An 18782-nucleotide genomic window follows, 5' to 3' on the forward strand; every position below is an offset into this window, starting at 1 on the left:
ATGCTTCACTATATTTTTGATACAATCAGTACAAAATGAATATATATAACTTAACAGAAAAATCAGTATATTCTACAGTTTACGAGGAGGTTTTATTTTCTTGGATTACATTTGGCTAGATGACAAATCCAGGCAAATGATACTCCCCCCTTAAATATTTGGGACCTTATCTGTAGTGAGTTCATTATTACTGATGAAAACATGGATTATGCATTCATGAGTGTATTTGATTCCTTTACAACTTTTTATTAGCGAAAGACGAAAATATAGAACACGTTGTTCAATCAATACATGTTGAAGCTATCATATGTGATAAAAAAACGATGGTTGATTGGTATTTTTAAATTAGAGTTTCCTTACACTAAAAAAGAAACTTGCGCTTATGCACAAGTTTCTTTTCAAAACATCTTTATTTTTTTACAACTTCATGTCCACCGAACTGATTACGTAACGCTGAAACTACTTTTCCGTGGAATGTATCATCTTCTTGAGAACGATAGCGCATAAATAATGACATTGCGATTACCGGTGCTGCCGCCTGAAGTTCAAGTGCCGTTTCCACAGTCCATTTCCCTTCTCCTGAAGAGTTCATCACACCTTTAATGCCATCTAGTTTTGGATCATCTGCAAATGCCTTTTCAGTTAAGTCCATTAACCAACCGCGGATAACTGATCCGTTTGCCCATACTTTTGCAACATCTTCATAATTGAAATCAAAATCACTTTTATCCAACACTTCAAATCCTTCAGCGATTGCTTGCATCATACCGTACTCAATACCGTTATGAACCATTTTTAAGAAATGACCACTTCCAACGCGGCCTGCATAAGAATACCCATTCTCTACTGCTAAATCTTTAAATAAAGGTTCTAATTGATCGTAAATTTCTTTTTCTCCACCAACCATTAAACAAGCACCGTATCTAGCTCCGTCTACACCGCCTGATGTACCGATATCTACGTAATGTAAACCAAAGCTTTTCGCTTCTTCAGCACGGCGTAACGTATCTTTATAGAATGAATTTCCGCCTTCAATAACGATATCGCCTTCCTCTAATAATGGATATACATCTTTTAATACTGACTCAACAACTTCTCCCGCAGGTACCATTACCCAAATTGTACGAGGGGCTTCTAGTTCAGCAATCATTTCTTTTAATGTATGACGAGCAGTAATCCCTAAAGCCCCTGCTTTTTCAACAAGTTCTTTATTAACGTCGTATACAACGACTTCATGCTTGTCTTCATATAAATGTTCTGCTAATGGGAATCCCATTTTTCCTAATCCAATTAAACCTAGTTTCATATTAATCAATCTCCCATTCTATACAAATATATTTAATAACGAAATTAGTCCAAGTGCTACAACAGATAATATCGTCTCCATTGCAGTCCATGTTAATAATGTTTCTTTCACAGTCATTCCAAAATATTCTTTAATCATCCAAAATCCAGAATCATTTACATGTGATAAAATTAATGACCCCGCACCTGTTGCAAGTGCTAGTAGTTCAACATTTACACCTGGTGTACTTACTGCAATCGGCGCTACAATTCCAGCTGCTGTCATCATAGAAACTGTAGCAGATCCAGTCGCAATTCGGATAAGTGCCGCAATTCCCCAACCTAATAATATCGGTGAAATATGAGATTCTTTCGCCATTTCTGCGATTGTCGTTCCAATTCCAGAATCTAATAACACTTTATTAAATGCTCCGCCTGCACCGATAACTAACAGTATGTTCGCAATAGGTCCTAAACAATCATTTGTAAATTGTAATACTTTATCTTTTGTGAAACCTTTCGCATAACCAAGACTAAAGAAAGAGTATATCGTTGCAATTAATAGCGCGACTATTGGATCTCCAATAAAGTGCAATACTTGTGCAAGTTGACTTGTTTTGTTTAGCGCTACTTCTGCAATCGATGCACCTAGCATAAGAAATACTGGAAGTAAAATAGTAAACAATGTATTTCCGAAACTAGGAAGTTCCTTCTTCTTATCTCTTTCAATAAATTGCTCCGCTATATCTAATGGTACTTCTTTATGTATACGAGCACCGATCCATTTCCCGTAAAGCGGACCTGAAATGATTGCAGTTGGAAGTCCGACAATTAATGCATATAAAATTGTTTTCCCTACATCTGCTTTAAAAATACCTACCGCTGCCATCGCTGCTGGATGTGGCGGCACGAGTCCGTGTACAACGGATAGTCCTGCTACTAGTGGTATACCGATTGTAATAAGTGATACCCCTGTTTCTAACGCAATTGTAAATACTAATGGGATTAGTAGTACAAATCCAACTTGGAAAAACACCGGAATTCCTACTAAAAATGCTACGAACATCATTGCCCAGTGAACACGTTTCTTCCCAAAACGACCAATTAATGTGTTAGCAATTCGTTCAGCACCGCCAGATTCGGCCATCATTTTTCCAAGCATCGTTCCTAATGCTAAAACTATTGCTAAAAACCCTAACGTATTACCAAGCCCTAGTTTAATAGAATCGATAATCCCTGGATCTTTTGGTGAAGTTCCAATCAATGGCATTCCCATTGCTAATCCTACACCAATTGCTGTTAATATTAACGCGACAAATGGATGCCATTTTACTACCGTAATAAGTAAAAGTAGTATGACAACTGCCGCTAGTACGATTCCAACTACCATTTCTCCCAATCCCCCTATTGTTTACGTTGGAAAGCAGCTATACAATCAAATTCTTCTTTCAAGCGATTGTAAAGTCGTTCATACATATAAAACATTTCTAAGTATATAGCCGTATTTTCTTTATTCGGTACATGATGATGAACAATATCAATCCAATCCTTTACCTCTTCAAGAGAATCAATTTTCCCTACAGCATATAAAGCAACTGCCGCTGCCCCAAGCGCAGATGCTTCATGACTTTCAGGAACAAGCAAGTCTTTTCCCATCATATCGGATAACATTTGTCTCCAAAATGCAGATTTCGCAAAACCTCCTGAAACGCGTATTTCCGTAAGTGGTCCTGTACAATCCCTGATTGCGAGTGCAACAGAATATACGCTCATACAAACACCTTCCATGACTGCGCGTATAAAATGTTCTCGTTTATGCTGAAGGTTTATTCCAAAGAATGTACCACGAGCATTTGCATTCCAATAAGGTGCACGCTCTCCAGATAGAAACGGTAAAAATAGCAATCCACCTGCTCCAGCCGGTACACTTTCCGCATATTTAATTAACAAATCATACGGATCAATTCCAAGCTTCCTTGCTACTTCTTGTTCCGGACTACCAAATTCATCACGTAACCATCTCAGTAAAATTCCACCGTTATTCGTTGGTCCGCCGATCACCCAGTGCTCGTCTGTTAATGCATAACAAAATGTTCTTCCTTTTTCATCTGTATTAACACTTGATGAAATTGTTCGAACTGCACCACTTGTACCAATTGTAATTGCAGCTGAGCCAGGCGATATTGCCCCAACTCCTACATTCGCAAGAACACCATCACTTGCACCAATAACAACTGGAGTATCTTCACGAATACCCATCTTCTGTGCTAATTCCGGTTTCATACCGGATAAAATATATGTAGTTGGCACAGGTTTTGATAATTGTTCTGGCGACATATGTAACATCGTTAAAACATCTTCATCCCAGTTTAATGTTTCTAAATTAAATAACCCAGTAGCTGATGCTATTGAATAATCCACTACGTAACGTGAAAACAATTGATACACAACATACTCTTTAATGGAAATAAATTTATAAGCGCTCGCATATAATTCCGGCTCTTCCTCTTTCATCCACAATAATTTCGAAAGCGGCGACATCGGATGAATCGGTGTACCCGTTCGTCTATAAATGTCATGCCCATTCATATGTTGTAATAATTTTTCCGATTGTTTCGTACTTCGATTATCTGCCCAAATGATAGAACGCGTTAATGGCGCACCAGTTTCATCTACTGCAATTAATGCGTGCATTGCTGTACTAATACCGATTGAAGAAATATCTTCTGGTAACACGTTACCTTTTCTGATGGCAACGCTTACAGTTTTGTATACAGCAGCACATATTACATCAGGATCTTGCTCAGCCCATCCGACTTTCGGTTGAATAATTGGATAATCAACTGCATGTGATGCAACGACTTTTCCTTTTTCTGTGAACACAACCGTTTTTGTACTTGTGGTACCGATATCAATCCCGATTACTCTCCCCCTTGTTTCCATGCCACTCTTCCCTTCGTTTCTAGCAAAATACGATTTAGTAAACCGTTTACATGAATTAGTATATAAAATATTTTTTCTTTAATCAAGTTTTAAAAAGAAAATTTTTTTCATAACCAAAAACAAATCCCCTCATTCCATTTCACTTACATACTAAATTTAGATTTTCCGTGTGGTAAAGTTGTATTATATTCGTTTCACAACATACTCTTTTCCCTTCATTAACAACACATATAGAGTCCTTTTATCTCGCTGGACATAGAGCTCAGGTCCCTACTATCATTTTTTACTTTGTAAATATACGCTCATACTATAAAACCTAATAGTATTTATATTTTTCAGAAAAATAAAACATTAATATGAACTTTATTGTATAATGTTGTAAAAAGATGTCGGAGGGATTTAATGTTACATAAAATATCTCAATTCACAATTAAGCTTTCATCCATTCTTTTATCACTGTTACTATTATTAAATTTACCTTATTTATTTATCACTCAACAAGGATTTACCTTTCAACCCATTTATTTTTTTGACCAGATCGTTACTATGTTAAAACAGGTTTTCTCTCCTGAATCATTGTTGGTTATAGGATCAGACCCAAAGTATGGTCATTTAAAAACAACACCATTATTTCCAACTGTTTTAGAACCTTATCTATATTCATTTACTATATTATTTTTAGCCTTTTTGCTTGCGCTCTTTTTATCATCTAGCATGGCATTTTTTTATTTTTTAGCAAAAGATTATATAAAAAAATGGATAAACCGAATTGTGTTCATATTAGAAGCTGTCCCTGATATGATGATGATGATTTGTTTGCAAATATTTTTCATATGGGTACTTCAGAAATTCGGAGAAGCTCCTTTCACCATTATTTCCTATAATGAAAATCGAGCTTATTTACTCCCTATTTTATCTTTATCTGTTTTACCTACATTACAAATGTTTCGAATGATGGTGTTATACATAAAAGAAGAACATGGAAAACATTACGTAGAGGTTGCATATGGTAAAGGCCTTTCATCAAGTTATATACTACGCATTCATTTATTCAAAAATATATCTATCCACTTCTTCCACCATTTAAAAACGATTTTTGTTTTCTTACTGTCTAACTTATTCATTTTAGAATTCGTTTTTAATATGCAAGGCATTATTCAATTTTTATTTAAAAAGGCGTTTATTTCACCTCCAGCTGCATTTATCATACTTGTCATGATTATTTTACCGTTTTATGCCATTTTTCAAATAATCTCTCTTATGATGAATAGATGGCAAAAGCAATTGAAAGGAGCAGGTTTATGAAATCTATTTGGAAATCAAAACGCTTTTTAATCGGCTTTACTTATTTATTCATACTTGTTTCAGCTAGTTTTATTTATAGTTGGTTCTTTAAAGATACCATCCCAAAAGCTCCCCAGTTACTTTACAATGGCAATAACGAATTGCTTGGAAAGGCTCCCTTTCCACCATCATTAATACCGCCTTTTGGATCGGATCGTTTTGGAGAGTCTGTTTTCTTACAAATTATAGAAGGAGCAAAGTTCACCATTTTATTAGCAGTGGCAATTAGCTTCTTTCGAATTTTATTCGGAACATGTATAGGAATCCTTTTAAGTTTATATGCTCCAAAATTCAAGAGATTTTTCCAGTCATGTTCAGAAGTTTTTTATTACATTCCTACTTTATTTATCGCATTTATACTCATCACACCCGTTAATATTGTAATCGTATCAAATGCTGATAGATTAGATCCAAATGTTTCATTTGCGTTTTATCAAGTACTCGTACTTATTTTCGTCGCTCTGCCTACACTTTCTTTATATATATCCTCAGAGGTTGATGAATTTATGAAACAAGATTACATTTTAAGTTCCCAATTGCTAGGGGCTAGCCGTTTTCATATTATCAAAAAACACTTACGAGTCTTATTACTTGATCGCTTATTTGTGTTATTTATGGAACATATCGTCCAAGCACTCATACTCGTTATCCATTTAGCGTTGCTTGATATCGTAATTGGCGGGATTCAAATGCGAGAACTCTATGACGGAGTGCTCAAGCCTGTTTCTCTATCTAATGATTGGGCTGGCCTTATTGGATTAAATCGTTATGAAATGAATCTTTCATGGTGGATTATTTTTTATACTCTCGTTTCATTCTTTATTACAATTCTATTTATTAAGCTTATGACAATCGGGATTCAAGATGCACTGAAAGCAAGAGATTCGCAAATTATTGCAATTCAAACCGTTCCAGATCATAAGAAATTTGTTAATAGTAAAGATTCTTTTTCGTTTGCAGACAAAGTGAACCTTTAATCATCTCTCATGAATCGGCATTGATAAAAAAACTGATCCCTGTTGAATGCAGGGATCAGTTTTTTTATGCCGTCTAACTTTATTACATATCTTTAGCTAGACTCATGCTTTTTATATTTAAAGTAGATTATTTACAATCACAATTATGTTGTTTAAAATCGATTACCATACGTCCTTGAATTCTACCTTGTTCCATTTCTTCGAATACATTTTGTACTTTATCTAGAGAGCAAGTTCGAACAACCGGCACTACTTTTCCTTCTGCACCGAACATAAATGCTTCCTCTAAGTCCTTACGAGTACCGACTAATGAACCAACTACTTCAATTCCATCTAATACAAGGCGCGGAATGTTTAAATCCATAGTTTCTACTGGTAAACCTACTGCAACAACTTTACCACAAGCACGTACTGCATCAACTGCTGAATTGAATGCTACTTTAGAAACGGCTGTTACTACAGCAGCATAAGCACCACCAAACTCATCTTGAACAATCTTATCAGCAGGACCTTGAGAAATTGGATTGATAGTCATATCAGCGCCAACCTCTTTTGCTAAGGCTAATTTGTCGTCATTAATATCTACTGCAATTACCTTTGCACCAAATACGTTTTTTGCATATTGGATAGCTAGGTTACCCAATCCACCACAACCATAGATGACGATAGGTTGACCAGGTTTAATATGTGATACTTTTATCGCTTTATATGTAGTTACGCCCGCACATGTGATTGATGATGCTTGAGCAGGATCTAATCCTTCTGGTACTTTCACCGCATAATCTGCTGTAACAATACATTGTTCAGCCATACCACCATCTACTGAATAACCAGCATTTTTAACTTCACGGCAAAATGTTTCTCTACCAGTTACGCAATATTCACAACGTCCACAAGATTGGAACATCCATGCAATACTTACACGGTCACCTACCTTTAGTGAAGTAACATCATCAGCAATTTTCGTAACAATACCTACACCCTCATGACCAAGAATGCGGCCATCTGTGTTTCCGAAATCATGATTTGCAACGTGTAAATCAGTATGACAAACTCCACAATACTCTACATCTACTAGCGCTTCACCTGAGTGTAACGGACGTAATTCCTTTTCAATAACTTCAATGTTTGCTTTACTATTTTTATTAACCACTACTGCTTTCATATGTGATCTCCCCTTTAGTGTTTTAGAATTTTAATGAGTTCATCTCACAACTTCTACCTGCACTGTTTTGGCCAATTATTGCACCAAATTTAAATGTTCAATCATCATTACACGTTCATCATAACATGGAATTTTAAAAGCCTTTTGTTAAATATTGAACAATATTTGAATTATTAACCAAATGTTTATTTGAAGAAAAAACTGAATTTGCATCGATGTATAGTTTATGAGAACTCTACACGGGAATATAAGGCTCCATTAATACAGATTTTTTAAAACAGGAAACTATAATCATCAAATTTTAATAAAAGAGTATTGACCAATATAAAAAGCCCTTCATCTGAAGGACTTTTTATATTCGTTTCATCGAAATTGTTTCACGTATACTTTGTAAATTTTGCAACGTTTCTTCTTGGCGTTGTAAAGATAACCCAACGTATAAAGTATCTAATAAACTTAACTGTGCTAATCTTGATGAACTGGCTTCTGTGCGGAATTCCGTCTCACGTGTTGAAGTATATAATGTAATATCAGCAAGTTGACTTAATGCTGATTTCTGATAGCTCGTAATTGCAATAATGCGAGCTCCCCTTGCTTTCGCTACTTCTAACGCTTCGAGTAACCCTTTATTGCTACCAGAATGAGAAATTGCAATAACCACTGCTCCTTTCGTAAGTAAACCCGCACCCATAATTTGAAAATGTGAATCTGTATGAGCAATACAAGAAATACCCGTTCTCATAAATTTATGATATGCATCCATCGCAATAATACCAGAACCACCATTTCCATAAAACTCCATACGGCTTGTATCTTGCAATACTTTTACAGCTTGCTCTAGCGCTGTATCATTTAACAAATGCAATGTATCTTGCAGTCCTGTAATATGCGAATGAAAAACTTTTTTAGCAACGGTTACCATACTATCTTCTGCCGATACTTCTTCATGAATATTTTGCATAGGAGTATGTACAATTTCACGAGCTAATGTAATCTTTAAATCTTGAAACCCTTGAAATCCAAGGTGCTTACATAAGCGAAATATCGTAGCTTCAGAACTATTCGTAACTTCAGCTAATTCTGTAATAGATTTATGTACAACATCTTGTGGATGTTTCAATATATGTTCGGCAATACTTCGCAATTTCGGTGATAAACCGTTTAACGAAGCCTGAATCTTTCCAATCCCACTTCTTGTACCCGGCATAGCGTATCTTCTCCTTCCATCTTAGCTTAATCCCGTAAAAATCCAGTTGGTACAGACTAATAATCAGTTGGGGTGGCTCCCACTGATTCAAGTTTCACTTTATTGTACCTAATTATTGAAAGAAGAAAAACCTTTATTTGGCATCACTATGATTTGTAATGTAAATCAGTGCGAGTTTTGTACATCTCTCACTGATTGTTAGCCCGCAAATAGCGGGCTAACTCTATATATTCTTCCATAACATGGTACTCCATTATTCATACTTACGATTCCCCTCATGTTTCACCGCATATAATGCAGCTTGCGTACGATCATCGACTTCCAATTTAGCTAAAACATTTGAAACGTGTGTTTTCACAGTTTGTTCTGTAATATGAAGCTCTGCTGCAATTTCTTTATTACTTCGCCCTTTCGCAATTTCACGAAGTACTTCTTGCTCTCTTTTTGTTAACATGGAAAAAGGGTTTTCTTTTTCTTTCTTAACTGCTGATCGTCCTAATAGTGCTGGTGTTACTTTCGGATGAAAATTCGCATTCCCTTCATGTACTGCAATAATTGAAGCTACAAGTTGCTCAGGTTGTACTTCTTTTAATTGATAACCATCTGCTCCAGCTTCCAGCGCTGGTAATACATAATCTTGCTCTGAAAAACTGCTTAATATAAGTATCTTTATTGTTTCATCATATTGTTTTATCCGTTTTGTTGCTTCAATACCATCCATCTTCGGCATTGATAAATCCATTAATACTACATCTGGTCTTTCCGCTCGGACGAATGTTAATGCCTCTTCACCATTTTCCGCTTCCCCAACTATTTCAAATTCTTCTCTCGTTTTCAAAAAGAATACAAGTCCTCTTCGAACGATATGATGATCCTCAACTAATAGTAATTTTATCTTCAACCTTCTTCTCCCCTTCAAACTGGCAATTGAATTTCAATTTTCGTACCCTTTTTCAGCTCTGTTTTTATTTGAAATGATCCCCTCATTAACTGAATACGTTCCTTCATACTTTTTAAACCGAGCGCTGATTCTCTTACGTGATCTTGTATAAATCCTATTCCGTTATCCTCTATGTAAAAATACAACTGATTATTTTCTATTTTTAAAAGAACATTTACCTTTTCACATGAAGCGTGTTTTTTACAATTATGTATAGCTTCCTGGCTAATACGCCATAAAACTTCTTCTATTTCATCTCCAATTGAAACCATTCCATCAATTCGAACTTCCACGCGAACCCCTAACAACTTCCCATAATTTTTTATCGCCTCTGCTAAACCTTTCTCTAATCCTTCCGGTCTTAATTGCCAAATTAAAAGTGTCATTTCTTGTAATGCTTCCTGTGATAATTCTCCAATATAACTCAACATGTCTTGCAAGTCTCTATCTTGCGTCATATTTAGAGTACCTTTTGCTGTTAGCATAATAGAAAATAACAATTGTTTTACTGAATCATGTAAATCACGAGCTAATCGATTTCGTTCTGCTACAACTACGTATTTACGTTCTTTTTCCACTAACTGAATACGTTGTATTGTCGTTCCTATTTGAAATGCAATCGATTCTAATAATGCTAATTCTTCCTCTGAAAAATGTGTTTTTTGAGGCGAGGCCACATTTAATAGACCAAACTTTTCTGATCCAGACCTTAGCGGAATTGTCGCATGATGCGTAACATCTTCGGTCTCTCCCCAATTACATTCAATCGCATCCTCTATTCGCTTACATTCAATAATATTTGTCGCTTTTTCCAATCTGCCATTCACAAAACGCTCTACACACCAGCAGTCTCCTTCACACATCGGCTTCTTCTCTTGCCACGTAAGAGCTGGCGGTAAGTTTTGGTCTACAAGCATACGGTACTTTCCACTTTCATCAATAAAGAATATCCACCCTGTTTGTAAATTCATAACTTGTAACAATGTATGTAACACTTTTTCTAACATGTCTTGTAAGTCTGTTGCTTCATTTAATAATTCAGCAATTGCTTTTAATGCTTCTAAACGATGCATCTCTTTTTCTTCAAAATTCATTTTCATCACCATCTATCATTATAACATTAAGAAATTTCTAAATTCTACAAACAAAAAAGAACCGAATTTCTTCAGTCCTTTCTTTATACCAATCATTTTATTATTGTTATTCTCTCCAATGTTAGAAGCAAAATTTTTGTTAACAAACTGTTCTACTTTAGCTGTCCGATAAAGATTGTCCACTATGGGAATGCTGCAAGCTTTCAGTAGTAACGACCATATTTGCTGCTGGCATTTGCACTTGATTCTTATGGAACATAGACATTAATTCAAACCTTACTTGTCTAGAAGTTTCAAAATAATCTTCTGGCTTTATTAAACCTGTAATACAAAATTCATATCCAACGTATTTAAGATTCGGATTTAAATCTGTAACACCAACATATTTAAACGGTTCAACAGCCTCATCTTCTACTTTATAAAGACTAGGGGCCAATTTTTCATTACAATTAACACAAACTTCTTCTAACAATTCCTTAACTCTTGTAGGATCCTCCTGATAACTTACTGTAATCCGTTCAATTACGCGCATCCACCCTTTATTAAAATTTTGTATCGTTCTAATCTCTCCGTGTGGTATCGTAAGAAGTTTTCCTGACCATTCACGAATTTGCATAAAACGAATACTAATTTCCTCAATTGTTCCTGAGTTTGTTCCGTTAAAAGTAACAAAATCGCCAACACGAAACTCTTTGTCCGCTAATCGTGCAAAGCCTAATATAACATCTTTTAACATCTGTTGTGCAGCAAAACCGATAACAACTCCCGCTATCCCTGCACCTGCAATAATACTTTTTATATCTACAAATTGACTAATTAAATAAATGATTAGACTGATGATAATGATATATCTAAAAATAGATCGAATCACACTTTGAATTGTTTGCTCTACCTCTTCATCAAAAAAGCTTGATTTCCTAAAAAACCAATCAATAATGCGGTTGATTACAAAAGAGATAATGATTAAAACTAAAGCAAATAGTAAAAATCTTAAAAGTAAAAACTCTCTTACATAATTAAAAAATTCTTCAGTATACGTTAATACACTCATCCATCCACTTCCTTAACTAATGAAAATTTCATAAAAAACTCGTTTATTGTTTAATTTTTGATTTCCTTAAAACTTGTTACACATTCTTCTATAAATATACCCTTTTTCATCACCTAAGGGGAGCTGACAATTGAAATTTTATTAAATAAAGTTTTTTTAAAATCGCAACACTTCCCTATACAAAAAGGGAAATATTAACACAACGCCGAATAGTTCATTTAAAAACATTTTGACTCTCGGAGGTTACTAACAATGGGATATATCGAAGAGCTAAGAGAAGTTATCGGATCAAGACCACTCAATTTAGCTGGCGTTGCTGTAGCTGTTTTCAATGAACAAGGACAAATATTACTACAACAAAGGCGAAGTGGTATTTGGGGTGTCCCTGGTGGATTTGTTGAACTTGGTGAATCAACAGAAGAAGCCGGAAGACGAGAAGTGCTTGAAGAAACAGGGATTGAAATAGGAACCTTACAATTAATAAGCGTATTTTCCGGAAAAGAATTTTTTGTGAAATTACCGAACGGAGATGAATTTTATCCTATCACAATCGCATATCTTTGCAATGACATTACAGGCGGCACATTAAAAGCTGATGGGTTTGAATCATTACATGTACAGTTTTTTGATTTAAATGCGTTACCCGAAAATATTAGTCCGTTCATAAAAAAACTAATTGAGCGAAACCTCGTCTCAATTTAAATGTAAAAGAGACCTTTTTAAAGGCCTCTTTTTTCACTTGACTTCTGCATGTAAGCATGACTTAAAATGTCCAAGTGCAAATTCATGTCCTTTCGCATTAAAAGATGCAACCGCCTTTTCAAAAACAACAATTTTAAATCCTTTATTATAAGCGTCTACTGCTGTATGAAGAACACAAATATCAGTACAAACACCTACAAGATGAACTTCTTCTATTCCTCTTTCTCTTAACTTCATCTCTAAGTCTGTTCCAGCAAATGCACTATATCGTGTTTTATCCATGTAATATACATTCTCAGCATTTTTATATGTTTCGTATACCTCTTGTAACTCACCAAACAAATCTCTTCCATTTGTACCAGCTATGTTATGAGGCGGGAATAACTTTGATTCTGGATGATATACATCGTTTTCTTCATGTTTATCAATCGCAAAGACTACGTAATCTCCATTTTCAATATATTGCTTCGTTATATGGACAATTTCCTTCTCAATTTCTTGTCCTGGTTTCCCGCATGTTAAAGCACCTTTTTCAGCTACAAAATCATATGTATAATCAATATTAATAAGCGCTCGTTTCATAACTACTATCTCCCCTTCTTCTGTTTCACAGTAAACAATAGAAAATTTGTTATTACGACATCGTATGTACTATTCGACATTTCAAATGAAATACCTATATTTTTCATGTAAAACTTACCTTAATCCGAGTTTATCATATAATAGATAAACAATGGTAAAACAAATAGCTCCTATTAGCAAGTCGTGAATTTGATAGTCAAGCGTAATTTGAGTCACCTCTTGGATCGTAAACCAAATGACTGACATCGTTAAAATAATCAAGACGATACGAATACACCAACTCACATCTTCAGCCTCTTTCTCTGCCATAGTAGAAACAAGTGATTTCTTCCTACTTAATCGTATTAGAAAACGAAACAAGTTATTCACTATTACATCCTCTAGTATAAACAAAAAAGCACACTACTTTTTGAGTAATGTACTTTTTATTCTTCTTATGACGCAGGTTTTGTTTCGAATGTTGCTTGATTTAAACTAATAACCTTTCCTTTTGGATCATTGTTTTCATACTGAACTGCAGTAATCGTATGACTACCTGTCTCAAGCGTCTTTTCTTTTAATTGTACTGTTGTCTGTGTTGTACTAGTTACTTGATGTTTATCTGCATACAATTGATCTACAAATATAAATGTTTCTTTATCATTTTGAAAATTAGAAAGCTCTAATTCAACATGTTGAATTAAAGTATCCTTTTTGATGAATACAGTTGGTATATTGCCATTTTCAGAAGTACCATCCGGTGTAATAACTTTTACTTTTCCTTCACCCACTGGCACTGCACCTTCAGGAAATACAACTATATTCTCATTACTTGCGTTTACAACTCGTTCTTCCTGCTTTGATTGCGCATCCTCTTTTTCTTGTGGAGTACCGCAACCGGCTAATAACAATACAGACAATCCAGTGATTATGAATTTTTTCAAAATTCATCCCCCCTGTCATTTCATTATAATTTATTATACAAAAATAACTTTTAAATTTTAAGACTATTTTCAACACTTTCATGAACAAATAGAATATTGCTCACGATTAATGTATCATACTTTCCTTAATAGAACATTAATTTTTTTTATGAAATAAATAGTAATTCCCTCTTATCTATCATTTTAGCCCAACAAATGAATTACATACCTTTCCAAAATAAAAAGACATTGTTCATTCAATGTCTTTTTATTTCCGGCTTTAAAAAACAAATGTTGTAATCTCATCTACTTCTTTTCTTGGAAGTTTCTTCGGCTTATCTTTCGGAAAACCAAGTGAAATAACCATATTTATTTGTTTTTCAGGCTCAATTTGTAAATATTGTCGTAGTTCATCTTGAGCTAACAATACCGGTCCTGTCATTGGACAAGTACCAAGCCCCTTCGCATGTGCAGCCAACATTAAGTTTTGTGCCGCTAAACAGCTACTCTTAATTCCTTCTTCTTCCCAAACTGAATCTGGTACAAAAGCGATTGGATCAAATATCTTTTCGCGAAACTTTGATTCATATGGTGTTGCCAAACATACGATTAATACTGGCGCCTCGGAGAAAGCTGTTGCATATGGTCCGAAAGAACGTGTAAGTAATTTCCCTGCTTTCTCTTCTCCGTTTTCTGCCGCTTTTGCCGCAAGTTTATGTAATGCATCCCATGTCATTTGCTCAACTTCTTTAATTTTCTCTCGGTTCATAATGACCAAGAATTCCCACGTTTGTGAGTTCGTATCACTCGGTGCATAACGAGCACAATCAATAATTTCTTTTATATCACTAGTGGCTACTTCTTGTTCTGTAAACTTTCTAACACTTCGTCTACCGTGAATTACTTCTTTAAAATCTTCATAATTCATACATTAAATCCCCTTTTTACAGCGTTTTCAAAACTTGTCCTATGCTTGAATTATATCATGAAAAAAAGCTGGAGGAGTACCAGCTTTTTTCTTCAATATTAGTTCGTAACTTTAAACAAACTAATACTTTCTTCATATGCAACTTGAAGTTTCTTTGTAATCGGTCCTCTTTCTCCGGTTCCAAACTGCTCATCACCTATTTGAACGACTGGGAATATTTCAAGTGGTGTCGCTGTGAAGAAGCACTCATCAGCTTCATATACTTCTTGTAGTGAAAATTCTCGTTCTTCTACTTCAATATGTAACTCTTTCGCTAATGTAATAACGTAATGACGGGTAATGCCGTGTAGAATGAAATTGTCAGCCGGATGTGTAATCAATTTATTATTTTTCACCATAAAGAAATTTGAATGACACCCTTCCGTTACAATTCCATCTCGTACTAATATCGCTTCTTGATAGCCTTGTTCGTTTATTTTATTTTTAATCATAATATTAGGTAGCAGGTTTAAAGATTTTATATGGCAAAACTTCCAGCGTATATCCTCTTCTACAGTAACTTTTATTCCTCTTTCCATAGCAGCAATTGGCCTTGGAAACGAAACAATATTTGCAAAATATGTTGGTTGCATATTTGACTCATATACATGATTACGTGCTTGAGCACCTCTTGATATTTGCAAATATACATTCCCATCTTCTTGAAATTGATTTTTTTCAATCATTTCATGTAACTCTTCCACTAATTCTTCCTTAGTAAAAGGTGGAATTAGTTTTATTTCTTCCATAGAATTAAAGAATCGTTCCAAATGTAAATCTAATAAATGTGGCTTCCCATCATATAGTCTGAATACCTCATATATACCATCACCAAATTGAAAGCCTCTCTCCTCTAATGGAATCATCGGCTGTTCTTCCTTCGTATTTACAATTCTTCCATTAAACAAAATCCAATCTTTATGAATAACTTCCATTTATTCCCACTCCTTTATTCCATGATTGGTTTAATTGTACAACTTATTAACACTCAAAAGAAGGAATTTTCTGTATTTTTACAAATAAAAAAGCACATCACCCATTTAAAGTGATGTACCGGGCCATTCCTTTACTTCAGAAAATATTTTTCAATATCATCTAACATAAGGTTTGCAGCTACAATACCACCTGCTGTATTCCAAATCACTTCATCTACTTGGAATACTTTATTATCTTTAGAAGCCTGTAACTGTTTAAAGAGCGGATCTTCTGTCCATTCTTTCGCTAACGTGTTTCCTTCATTATTCTTATCCGCATCTTTATCAGATGTGAAATAGAATACATAGTCCCCGTCCATATTTGGAATTTGTTCTTTTGTAATTCCTTTTATCGCAAATTCATCTTTATCTTGTAGTGGTGGTCGTTTAAATCCAATATCATTTAATACAACGCCTGAGAATGAATTTTTTTGATAAATACGAACATCACCTGGGACGAAGCGAATAATGGAAACTTTAGAGTTAATTTTATCACCTAATTGTTCTTTTATTCCTGCAATACGCTTTTTATAATCATTAAGAGCATTTTGTCCTTCTTTTTCTTTATTTACAGCTTTTGTATAAAGCGTAAAGTTTTCTTTCCAATCACCGCGCAATGTTTCAGCATATACTGTTGGCGCGATTTCTTTTAACTGCTCATATATTTTTTCGTGACGCATTTTATTTCCAATAATTAAATCCGGCTTAAGCTTCATTACTGCCTCTAAATTAATGTCACGCTCAGTTCCTACTACTTTCGTATCTTTTAACTCTTTTGCTAAATGAGGATACCATTCATCACCAGCTCGTGGTTTTGTCGTTCCAACTGGCGTTACTCCAACAGTTAAAAGTGCCTCAGCACCCTCATTTGTTAAAACAACAACTCTTTTTGGCGTACCATTCACTGTCGTTTCGCCCATTGCATGTTTTATCGTATATGAATCTTTAGCGTTAGCTGATGTATCTTTTTCTTTCTTCTCTTCTTTACCGCACCCTGCGATTATAATCGTTAATAACATAACGCAAAGTATAAGCATATTTTTAGTACGTGTCATAAGTCCTCCTAGTTGAAATTGATTATCATTTACATTTTAAAGAGTAATGTATATCTCATACATTGTCAATAGATATATCAGAAAACTTTTTCAATATATATAATTTAGATCTCATTTTTATTCAAACTATTACTTATTTTTTATCCATATTTTTAAACCATAACATATGAAAAATAAACGGACATAAGAAAGTAATTGTAATTCCAGTCAATGCATAACGTAAATAATACATATCAGGTATTACTTTCTTTAGTATAAGCTGCATTATTATCATGACACTAAGGCCTAATAATGTTTTTACCACTTGCATTTTAATATCATTATTTTCATTCATTTTAATGAAATGATTTTCTAACAGTATACCAATCGTAGAACCTGTTAAAACTCCTAGCAATTTAAGATTATCTATTTGATCTGTCATGAAATACATAATAAGTGTAACAGCCAATACAATTCTTTGTAATAATATAAATTTCCTATCACTTAATCCCACTATTACTTTCGTATATATATAAATAACTATGATACTAAATAAAATGGCACCTATTACATCACTGAGCCAATGTACACGTAAATATAGACGCGAAGTAGCAACCAATATAATAAAAATAATTCCAATGATCCAAATGCTTCTCTTTTTACATAAAATCATGAATGAGCTCCAAAATGTTGTCGCTAACTGAACGTGTGTACTTGGAAAAGAATAGCCTACGGCGGATTTTTCATATAAAGTTTGAATTCCGTCGTATATATACGGCCGTGGTATTTTCATGAATTCTTTTAGCACTATCCCTATATAACCAGAGAAACAAAGCATAACAATCATATGAAATGCTTTTCTTTTAGAAACACACCAATATAAAATTGAAATAATAATTAAATATAACGTTTCATTTGCAATACTAGATACAAGTTTAAAAAATGTTGTCAGTACACTTCCCTCCAAACTTGTTATCCATTCAAGAAATAACATATCAATATTAAACATACAAAAACGATACCTCCTAAAAAATTCCCTTCTACTATTTGTCAGCACTTAAGATAAACTAGTTGATTAACATTTCAAATTTATACACCTACTTACGTTATATGTTAAGAATATATAGTACCACGTACTAATAATAGATAATATATTAAATCATCCAATCATTTTAATAAATTCTAATGAAAATTTGAGCTTTACATACAAAACCATTACAATTACAAATAAAAAACCGCCTTATGTAAGGCGGTTTCTATCATTTTGCTTTAACCAATTTAAAATAAATATATACGATTGATAGTGAATATAACGTATGCAAAATAAAAGAAATAAAAAAGCTATTCCAGCGCTACTATACAGCAAACCGAACTTTACAAAAATATTTAAAAGCGGCGGAAAGTTCGTTATGTTTTGTAATGTAATAAGCATACTAAACAAAAGAAAAAAAACAGGGGCATATTGTAATTCATACGGCTTTTTCTTCTTATTCATTCTTTTTCGAATGAACATATGGATTAGCTCTGCTACTACAAAACACCCTCCAATTAATACAAGACCAGAAGTCATCGTCATATATCCACCTGCCTTATATTTATCCCGCGTAACTACGCAT

The 18782-nt window shown here is 34.2% G+C and carries 19 protein-coding genes and 1 pseudogene; 4 read left to right on the top strand and 16 right to left on the bottom strand.

All coding sequences use genetic code 11. From position 1 onward, the window contains the following. Nucleotides 1-126 precede the first annotated feature (126 nt). Nucleotides 127-344 (top strand): annotated as a pseudogene (locus tag ACTFOB_RS03155) (DUF2711 family protein); the annotation flags it as partial. Nucleotides 345-409: 65 nt separating this feature from the next. Here the strand turns inward: ACTFOB_RS03155 and gnd are convergent. From gnd to gntK, 3 genes are read right to left on the bottom strand one after another with little or no spacing between them, the layout of a single operon-like run. Next, complete coding sequence (gene gnd, locus ACTFOB_RS03160; RefSeq protein ID WP_440024446.1) at nucleotides 410-1306, bottom strand: phosphogluconate dehydrogenase (NAD(+)-dependent, decarboxylating); 897 nt, start codon at nucleotides 1304-1306, stop codon at nucleotides 410-412. 18 nt (nucleotides 1307-1324) lie between these two features. Beyond that, nucleotides 1325-2674 carry a GntP family permease gene (locus ACTFOB_RS03165; RefSeq protein WP_440024447.1) on the bottom strand — a complete coding sequence of 450 codons (1350 nt, stop codon included), beginning with the start codon at nucleotides 2672-2674 and terminating at the stop codon, nucleotides 1325-1327. A 14-nt stretch (nucleotides 2675-2688) separates the two neighbouring features. After that, nucleotides 2689-4227 (bottom strand): gluconokinase, encoded by a 1539-nt coding sequence (gene gntK, locus ACTFOB_RS03170; protein ID WP_440024448.1) that lies wholly within the window; start codon nucleotides 4225-4227, stop codon nucleotides 2689-2691. A 402-nt stretch (nucleotides 4228-4629) separates the two neighbouring features. On the opposite strand from gntK, the gene ACTFOB_RS03175 reads away from it, so the two are divergent. Further along, nucleotides 4630-5532, top strand: coding sequence for an ABC transporter permease subunit (locus tag ACTFOB_RS03175; protein ID WP_440024449.1), 903 nt, complete (start codon nucleotides 4630-4632; stop codon nucleotides 5530-5532). Further along, the gene (locus ACTFOB_RS03180) at nucleotides 5529-6548 is read left to right on the top strand and encodes an ABC transporter permease (RefSeq protein WP_440024450.1); all 1020 of its coding nucleotides are present in this window, start codon (nucleotides 5529-5531) and stop codon (nucleotides 6546-6548) included. The genes ACTFOB_RS03175 and ACTFOB_RS03180 overlap by 4 nt, the downstream gene beginning before the upstream one ends. 127 nt (nucleotides 6549-6675) lie before the next feature. Here the strand turns inward: ACTFOB_RS03180 and adhP are convergent, their stop codons facing one another. The 5 genes from adhP to ACTFOB_RS03205 form a co-directional block, all read right to left on the bottom strand. Beyond that, nucleotides 6676-7713, bottom strand: a complete 1038-nt coding sequence (gene adhP / locus ACTFOB_RS03185) for an alcohol dehydrogenase AdhP (RefSeq protein WP_440024451.1) — start codon at nucleotides 7711-7713, stop codon at nucleotides 6676-6678. A 352-nt stretch (nucleotides 7714-8065) separates the two neighbouring features. Continuing rightward, nucleotides 8066-8920 (bottom strand): MurR/RpiR family transcriptional regulator, encoded by an 855-nt coding sequence (locus ACTFOB_RS03190; protein WP_440024454.1) that lies wholly within the window; start codon nucleotides 8918-8920, stop codon nucleotides 8066-8068. 253 nt (nucleotides 8921-9173) lie between these two features. Then, nucleotides 9174-9821 (bottom strand): response regulator, encoded by a 648-nt coding sequence (locus ACTFOB_RS03195; protein WP_440024456.1) that lies wholly within the window; start codon nucleotides 9819-9821, stop codon nucleotides 9174-9176. Nucleotides 9822-9835: 14 nt separating this feature from the next. Then, nucleotides 9836-10933, bottom strand: coding sequence for a sensor histidine kinase (locus ACTFOB_RS03200; protein ID WP_440024793.1), 1098 nt, complete (start codon nucleotides 10931-10933; stop codon nucleotides 9836-9838). A gap of 178 nt (nucleotides 10934-11111) precedes the next feature. Next, nucleotides 11112-12005, bottom strand: coding sequence for a mechanosensitive ion channel family protein (locus ACTFOB_RS03205; protein WP_151630559.1), 894 nt, complete (start codon nucleotides 12003-12005; stop codon nucleotides 11112-11114). A gap of 252 nt (nucleotides 12006-12257) precedes the next feature. Here ACTFOB_RS03205 and ACTFOB_RS03210 point away from each other — a divergent pair, with 252 nt between their 5' ends. Next, nucleotides 12258-12707, top strand: a complete 450-nt coding sequence (locus tag ACTFOB_RS03210; RefSeq protein ID WP_440024457.1) for an NUDIX hydrolase — start codon at nucleotides 12258-12260, stop codon at nucleotides 12705-12707. 33 nt (nucleotides 12708-12740) lie between these two features. Here the strand turns inward: ACTFOB_RS03210 and ACTFOB_RS03215 are convergent, their stop codons facing one another. From ACTFOB_RS03215 to ACTFOB_RS03250, 8 genes are all read right to left on the bottom strand, one after another. After that, nucleotides 12741-13289, bottom strand: coding sequence for a cysteine hydrolase family protein (locus tag ACTFOB_RS03215; protein WP_440024459.1), 549 nt, complete (start codon nucleotides 13287-13289; stop codon nucleotides 12741-12743). Between the two features lie 114 nt (nucleotides 13290-13403). Further along, a complete protein-coding gene (locus ACTFOB_RS03220) occupies nucleotides 13404-13658 on the bottom strand; it encodes a hypothetical protein (RefSeq protein WP_440024460.1) in 255 nt (84 codons plus the stop codon). 65 nt (nucleotides 13659-13723) lie between these two features. Further along, nucleotides 13724-14212, bottom strand: coding sequence for a hypothetical protein (locus tag ACTFOB_RS03225; protein WP_151630563.1), 489 nt, complete (start codon nucleotides 14210-14212; stop codon nucleotides 13724-13726). Nucleotides 14213-14471: 259 nt separating this feature from the next. Next, nucleotides 14472-15119 (bottom strand): nitroreductase family protein, encoded by a 648-nt coding sequence (locus tag ACTFOB_RS03230; protein WP_440024462.1) that lies wholly within the window; start codon nucleotides 15117-15119, stop codon nucleotides 14472-14474. A 98-nt stretch (nucleotides 15120-15217) separates the two neighbouring features. After that, nucleotides 15218-16093 (bottom strand): D-amino-acid transaminase, encoded by an 876-nt coding sequence (dat, locus tag ACTFOB_RS03235; RefSeq protein WP_440024464.1) that lies wholly within the window; start codon nucleotides 16091-16093, stop codon nucleotides 15218-15220. Nucleotides 16094-16224: 131 nt separating this feature from the next. Continuing rightward, nucleotides 16225-17187: an ABC transporter substrate-binding protein gene (locus ACTFOB_RS03240; RefSeq protein WP_440024465.1), complete on the bottom strand. Its 963-nt coding sequence runs from the start codon at nucleotides 17185-17187 to the stop codon at nucleotides 16225-16227. 133 nt (nucleotides 17188-17320) lie between these two features. Further along, nucleotides 17321-18175 carry a phosphatase PAP2 family protein gene (locus ACTFOB_RS03245; protein ID WP_440024466.1) on the bottom strand — a complete coding sequence of 285 codons (855 nt, stop codon included), beginning with the start codon at nucleotides 18173-18175 and terminating at the stop codon, nucleotides 17321-17323. Between the two features lie 231 nt (nucleotides 18176-18406). Then, nucleotides 18407-18736: a hypothetical protein gene (locus ACTFOB_RS03250; RefSeq protein WP_440024795.1), complete on the bottom strand. Its 330-nt coding sequence runs from the start codon at nucleotides 18734-18736 to the stop codon at nucleotides 18407-18409. Between the last annotated feature and the right edge of the window lie 46 nt (nucleotides 18737-18782).

Source organism: Bacillus cereus group sp. MYBK79-1, assembly GCF_051915365.1.
In the GTDB taxonomy this organism is placed as follows: Bacteria; Bacillota; Bacilli; order Bacillales; family Bacillaceae_G; genus Bacillus_A.

Bases quoted from the DNA above. Each gene is read 5' to 3' on its own strand.
- ACTFOB_RS03245 (WP_440024466.1), bottom strand. From the start codon at position 18,175: ATGTTTAATATTGATATGTTATTTCTTGAATGGATAACAAGTTTGGAG.
- gnd (WP_440024446.1), bottom strand. From the start codon at position 1,306: ATGAAACTAGGTTTAATTGGATTAGGAAAAATGGGATTCCCATTAGCA.
- ACTFOB_RS03200 (WP_440024793.1), bottom strand. From the start codon at position 10,933: ATGCATCGTTTAGAAGCATTAAAAGCAATTGCTGAATTATTAAATGAA.
- adhP (WP_440024451.1), bottom strand. From the start codon at position 7,713: ATGAAAGCAGTAGTGGTTAATAAAAATAGTAAAGCAAACATTGAAGTT.
- ACTFOB_RS03180 (WP_440024450.1), top strand. From the start codon at position 5,529: ATGAAATCTATTTGGAAATCAAAACGCTTTTTAATCGGCTTTACTTAT.
- ACTFOB_RS03215 (WP_440024459.1), bottom strand. From the start codon at position 13,289: ATGAAACGAGCGCTTATTAATATTGATTATACATATGATTTTGTAGCT.
- ACTFOB_RS03240 (WP_440024465.1), bottom strand. From the start codon at position 17,187: ATGACACGTACTAAAAATATGCTTATACTTTGCGTTATGTTATTAACG.
- ACTFOB_RS03250 (WP_440024795.1), bottom strand. From the start codon at position 18,736: ATGACTTCTGGTCTTGTATTAATTGGAGGGTGTTTTGTAGTAGCAGAG.
- ACTFOB_RS03210 (WP_440024457.1), top strand. From the start codon at position 12,258: ATGGGATATATCGAAGAGCTAAGAGAAGTTATCGGATCAAGACCACTC.
- ACTFOB_RS03165 (WP_440024447.1), bottom strand. From the start codon at position 2,674: ATGGTAGTTGGAATCGTACTAGCGGCAGTTGTCATACTACTTTTACTT.
- ACTFOB_RS03205 (WP_151630559.1), bottom strand. From the start codon at position 12,005: ATGAGTGTATTAACGTATACTGAAGAATTTTTTAATTATGTAAGAGAG.
- dat (WP_440024464.1), bottom strand. From the start codon at position 16,093: ATGGAAGTTATTCATAAAGATTGGATTTTGTTTAATGGAAGAATTGTA.
- ACTFOB_RS03230 (WP_440024462.1), bottom strand. From the start codon at position 15,119: ATGAATTATGAAGATTTTAAAGAAGTAATTCACGGTAGACGAAGTGTT.
- ACTFOB_RS03175 (WP_440024449.1), top strand. From the start codon at position 4,630: ATGTTACATAAAATATCTCAATTCACAATTAAGCTTTCATCCATTCTT.
- gntK (WP_440024448.1), bottom strand. From the start codon at position 4,227: ATGGAAACAAGGGGGAGAGTAATCGGGATTGATATCGGTACCACAAGT.
- ACTFOB_RS03190 (WP_440024454.1), bottom strand. From the start codon at position 8,920: ATGCCGGGTACAAGAAGTGGGATTGGAAAGATTCAGGCTTCGTTAAAC.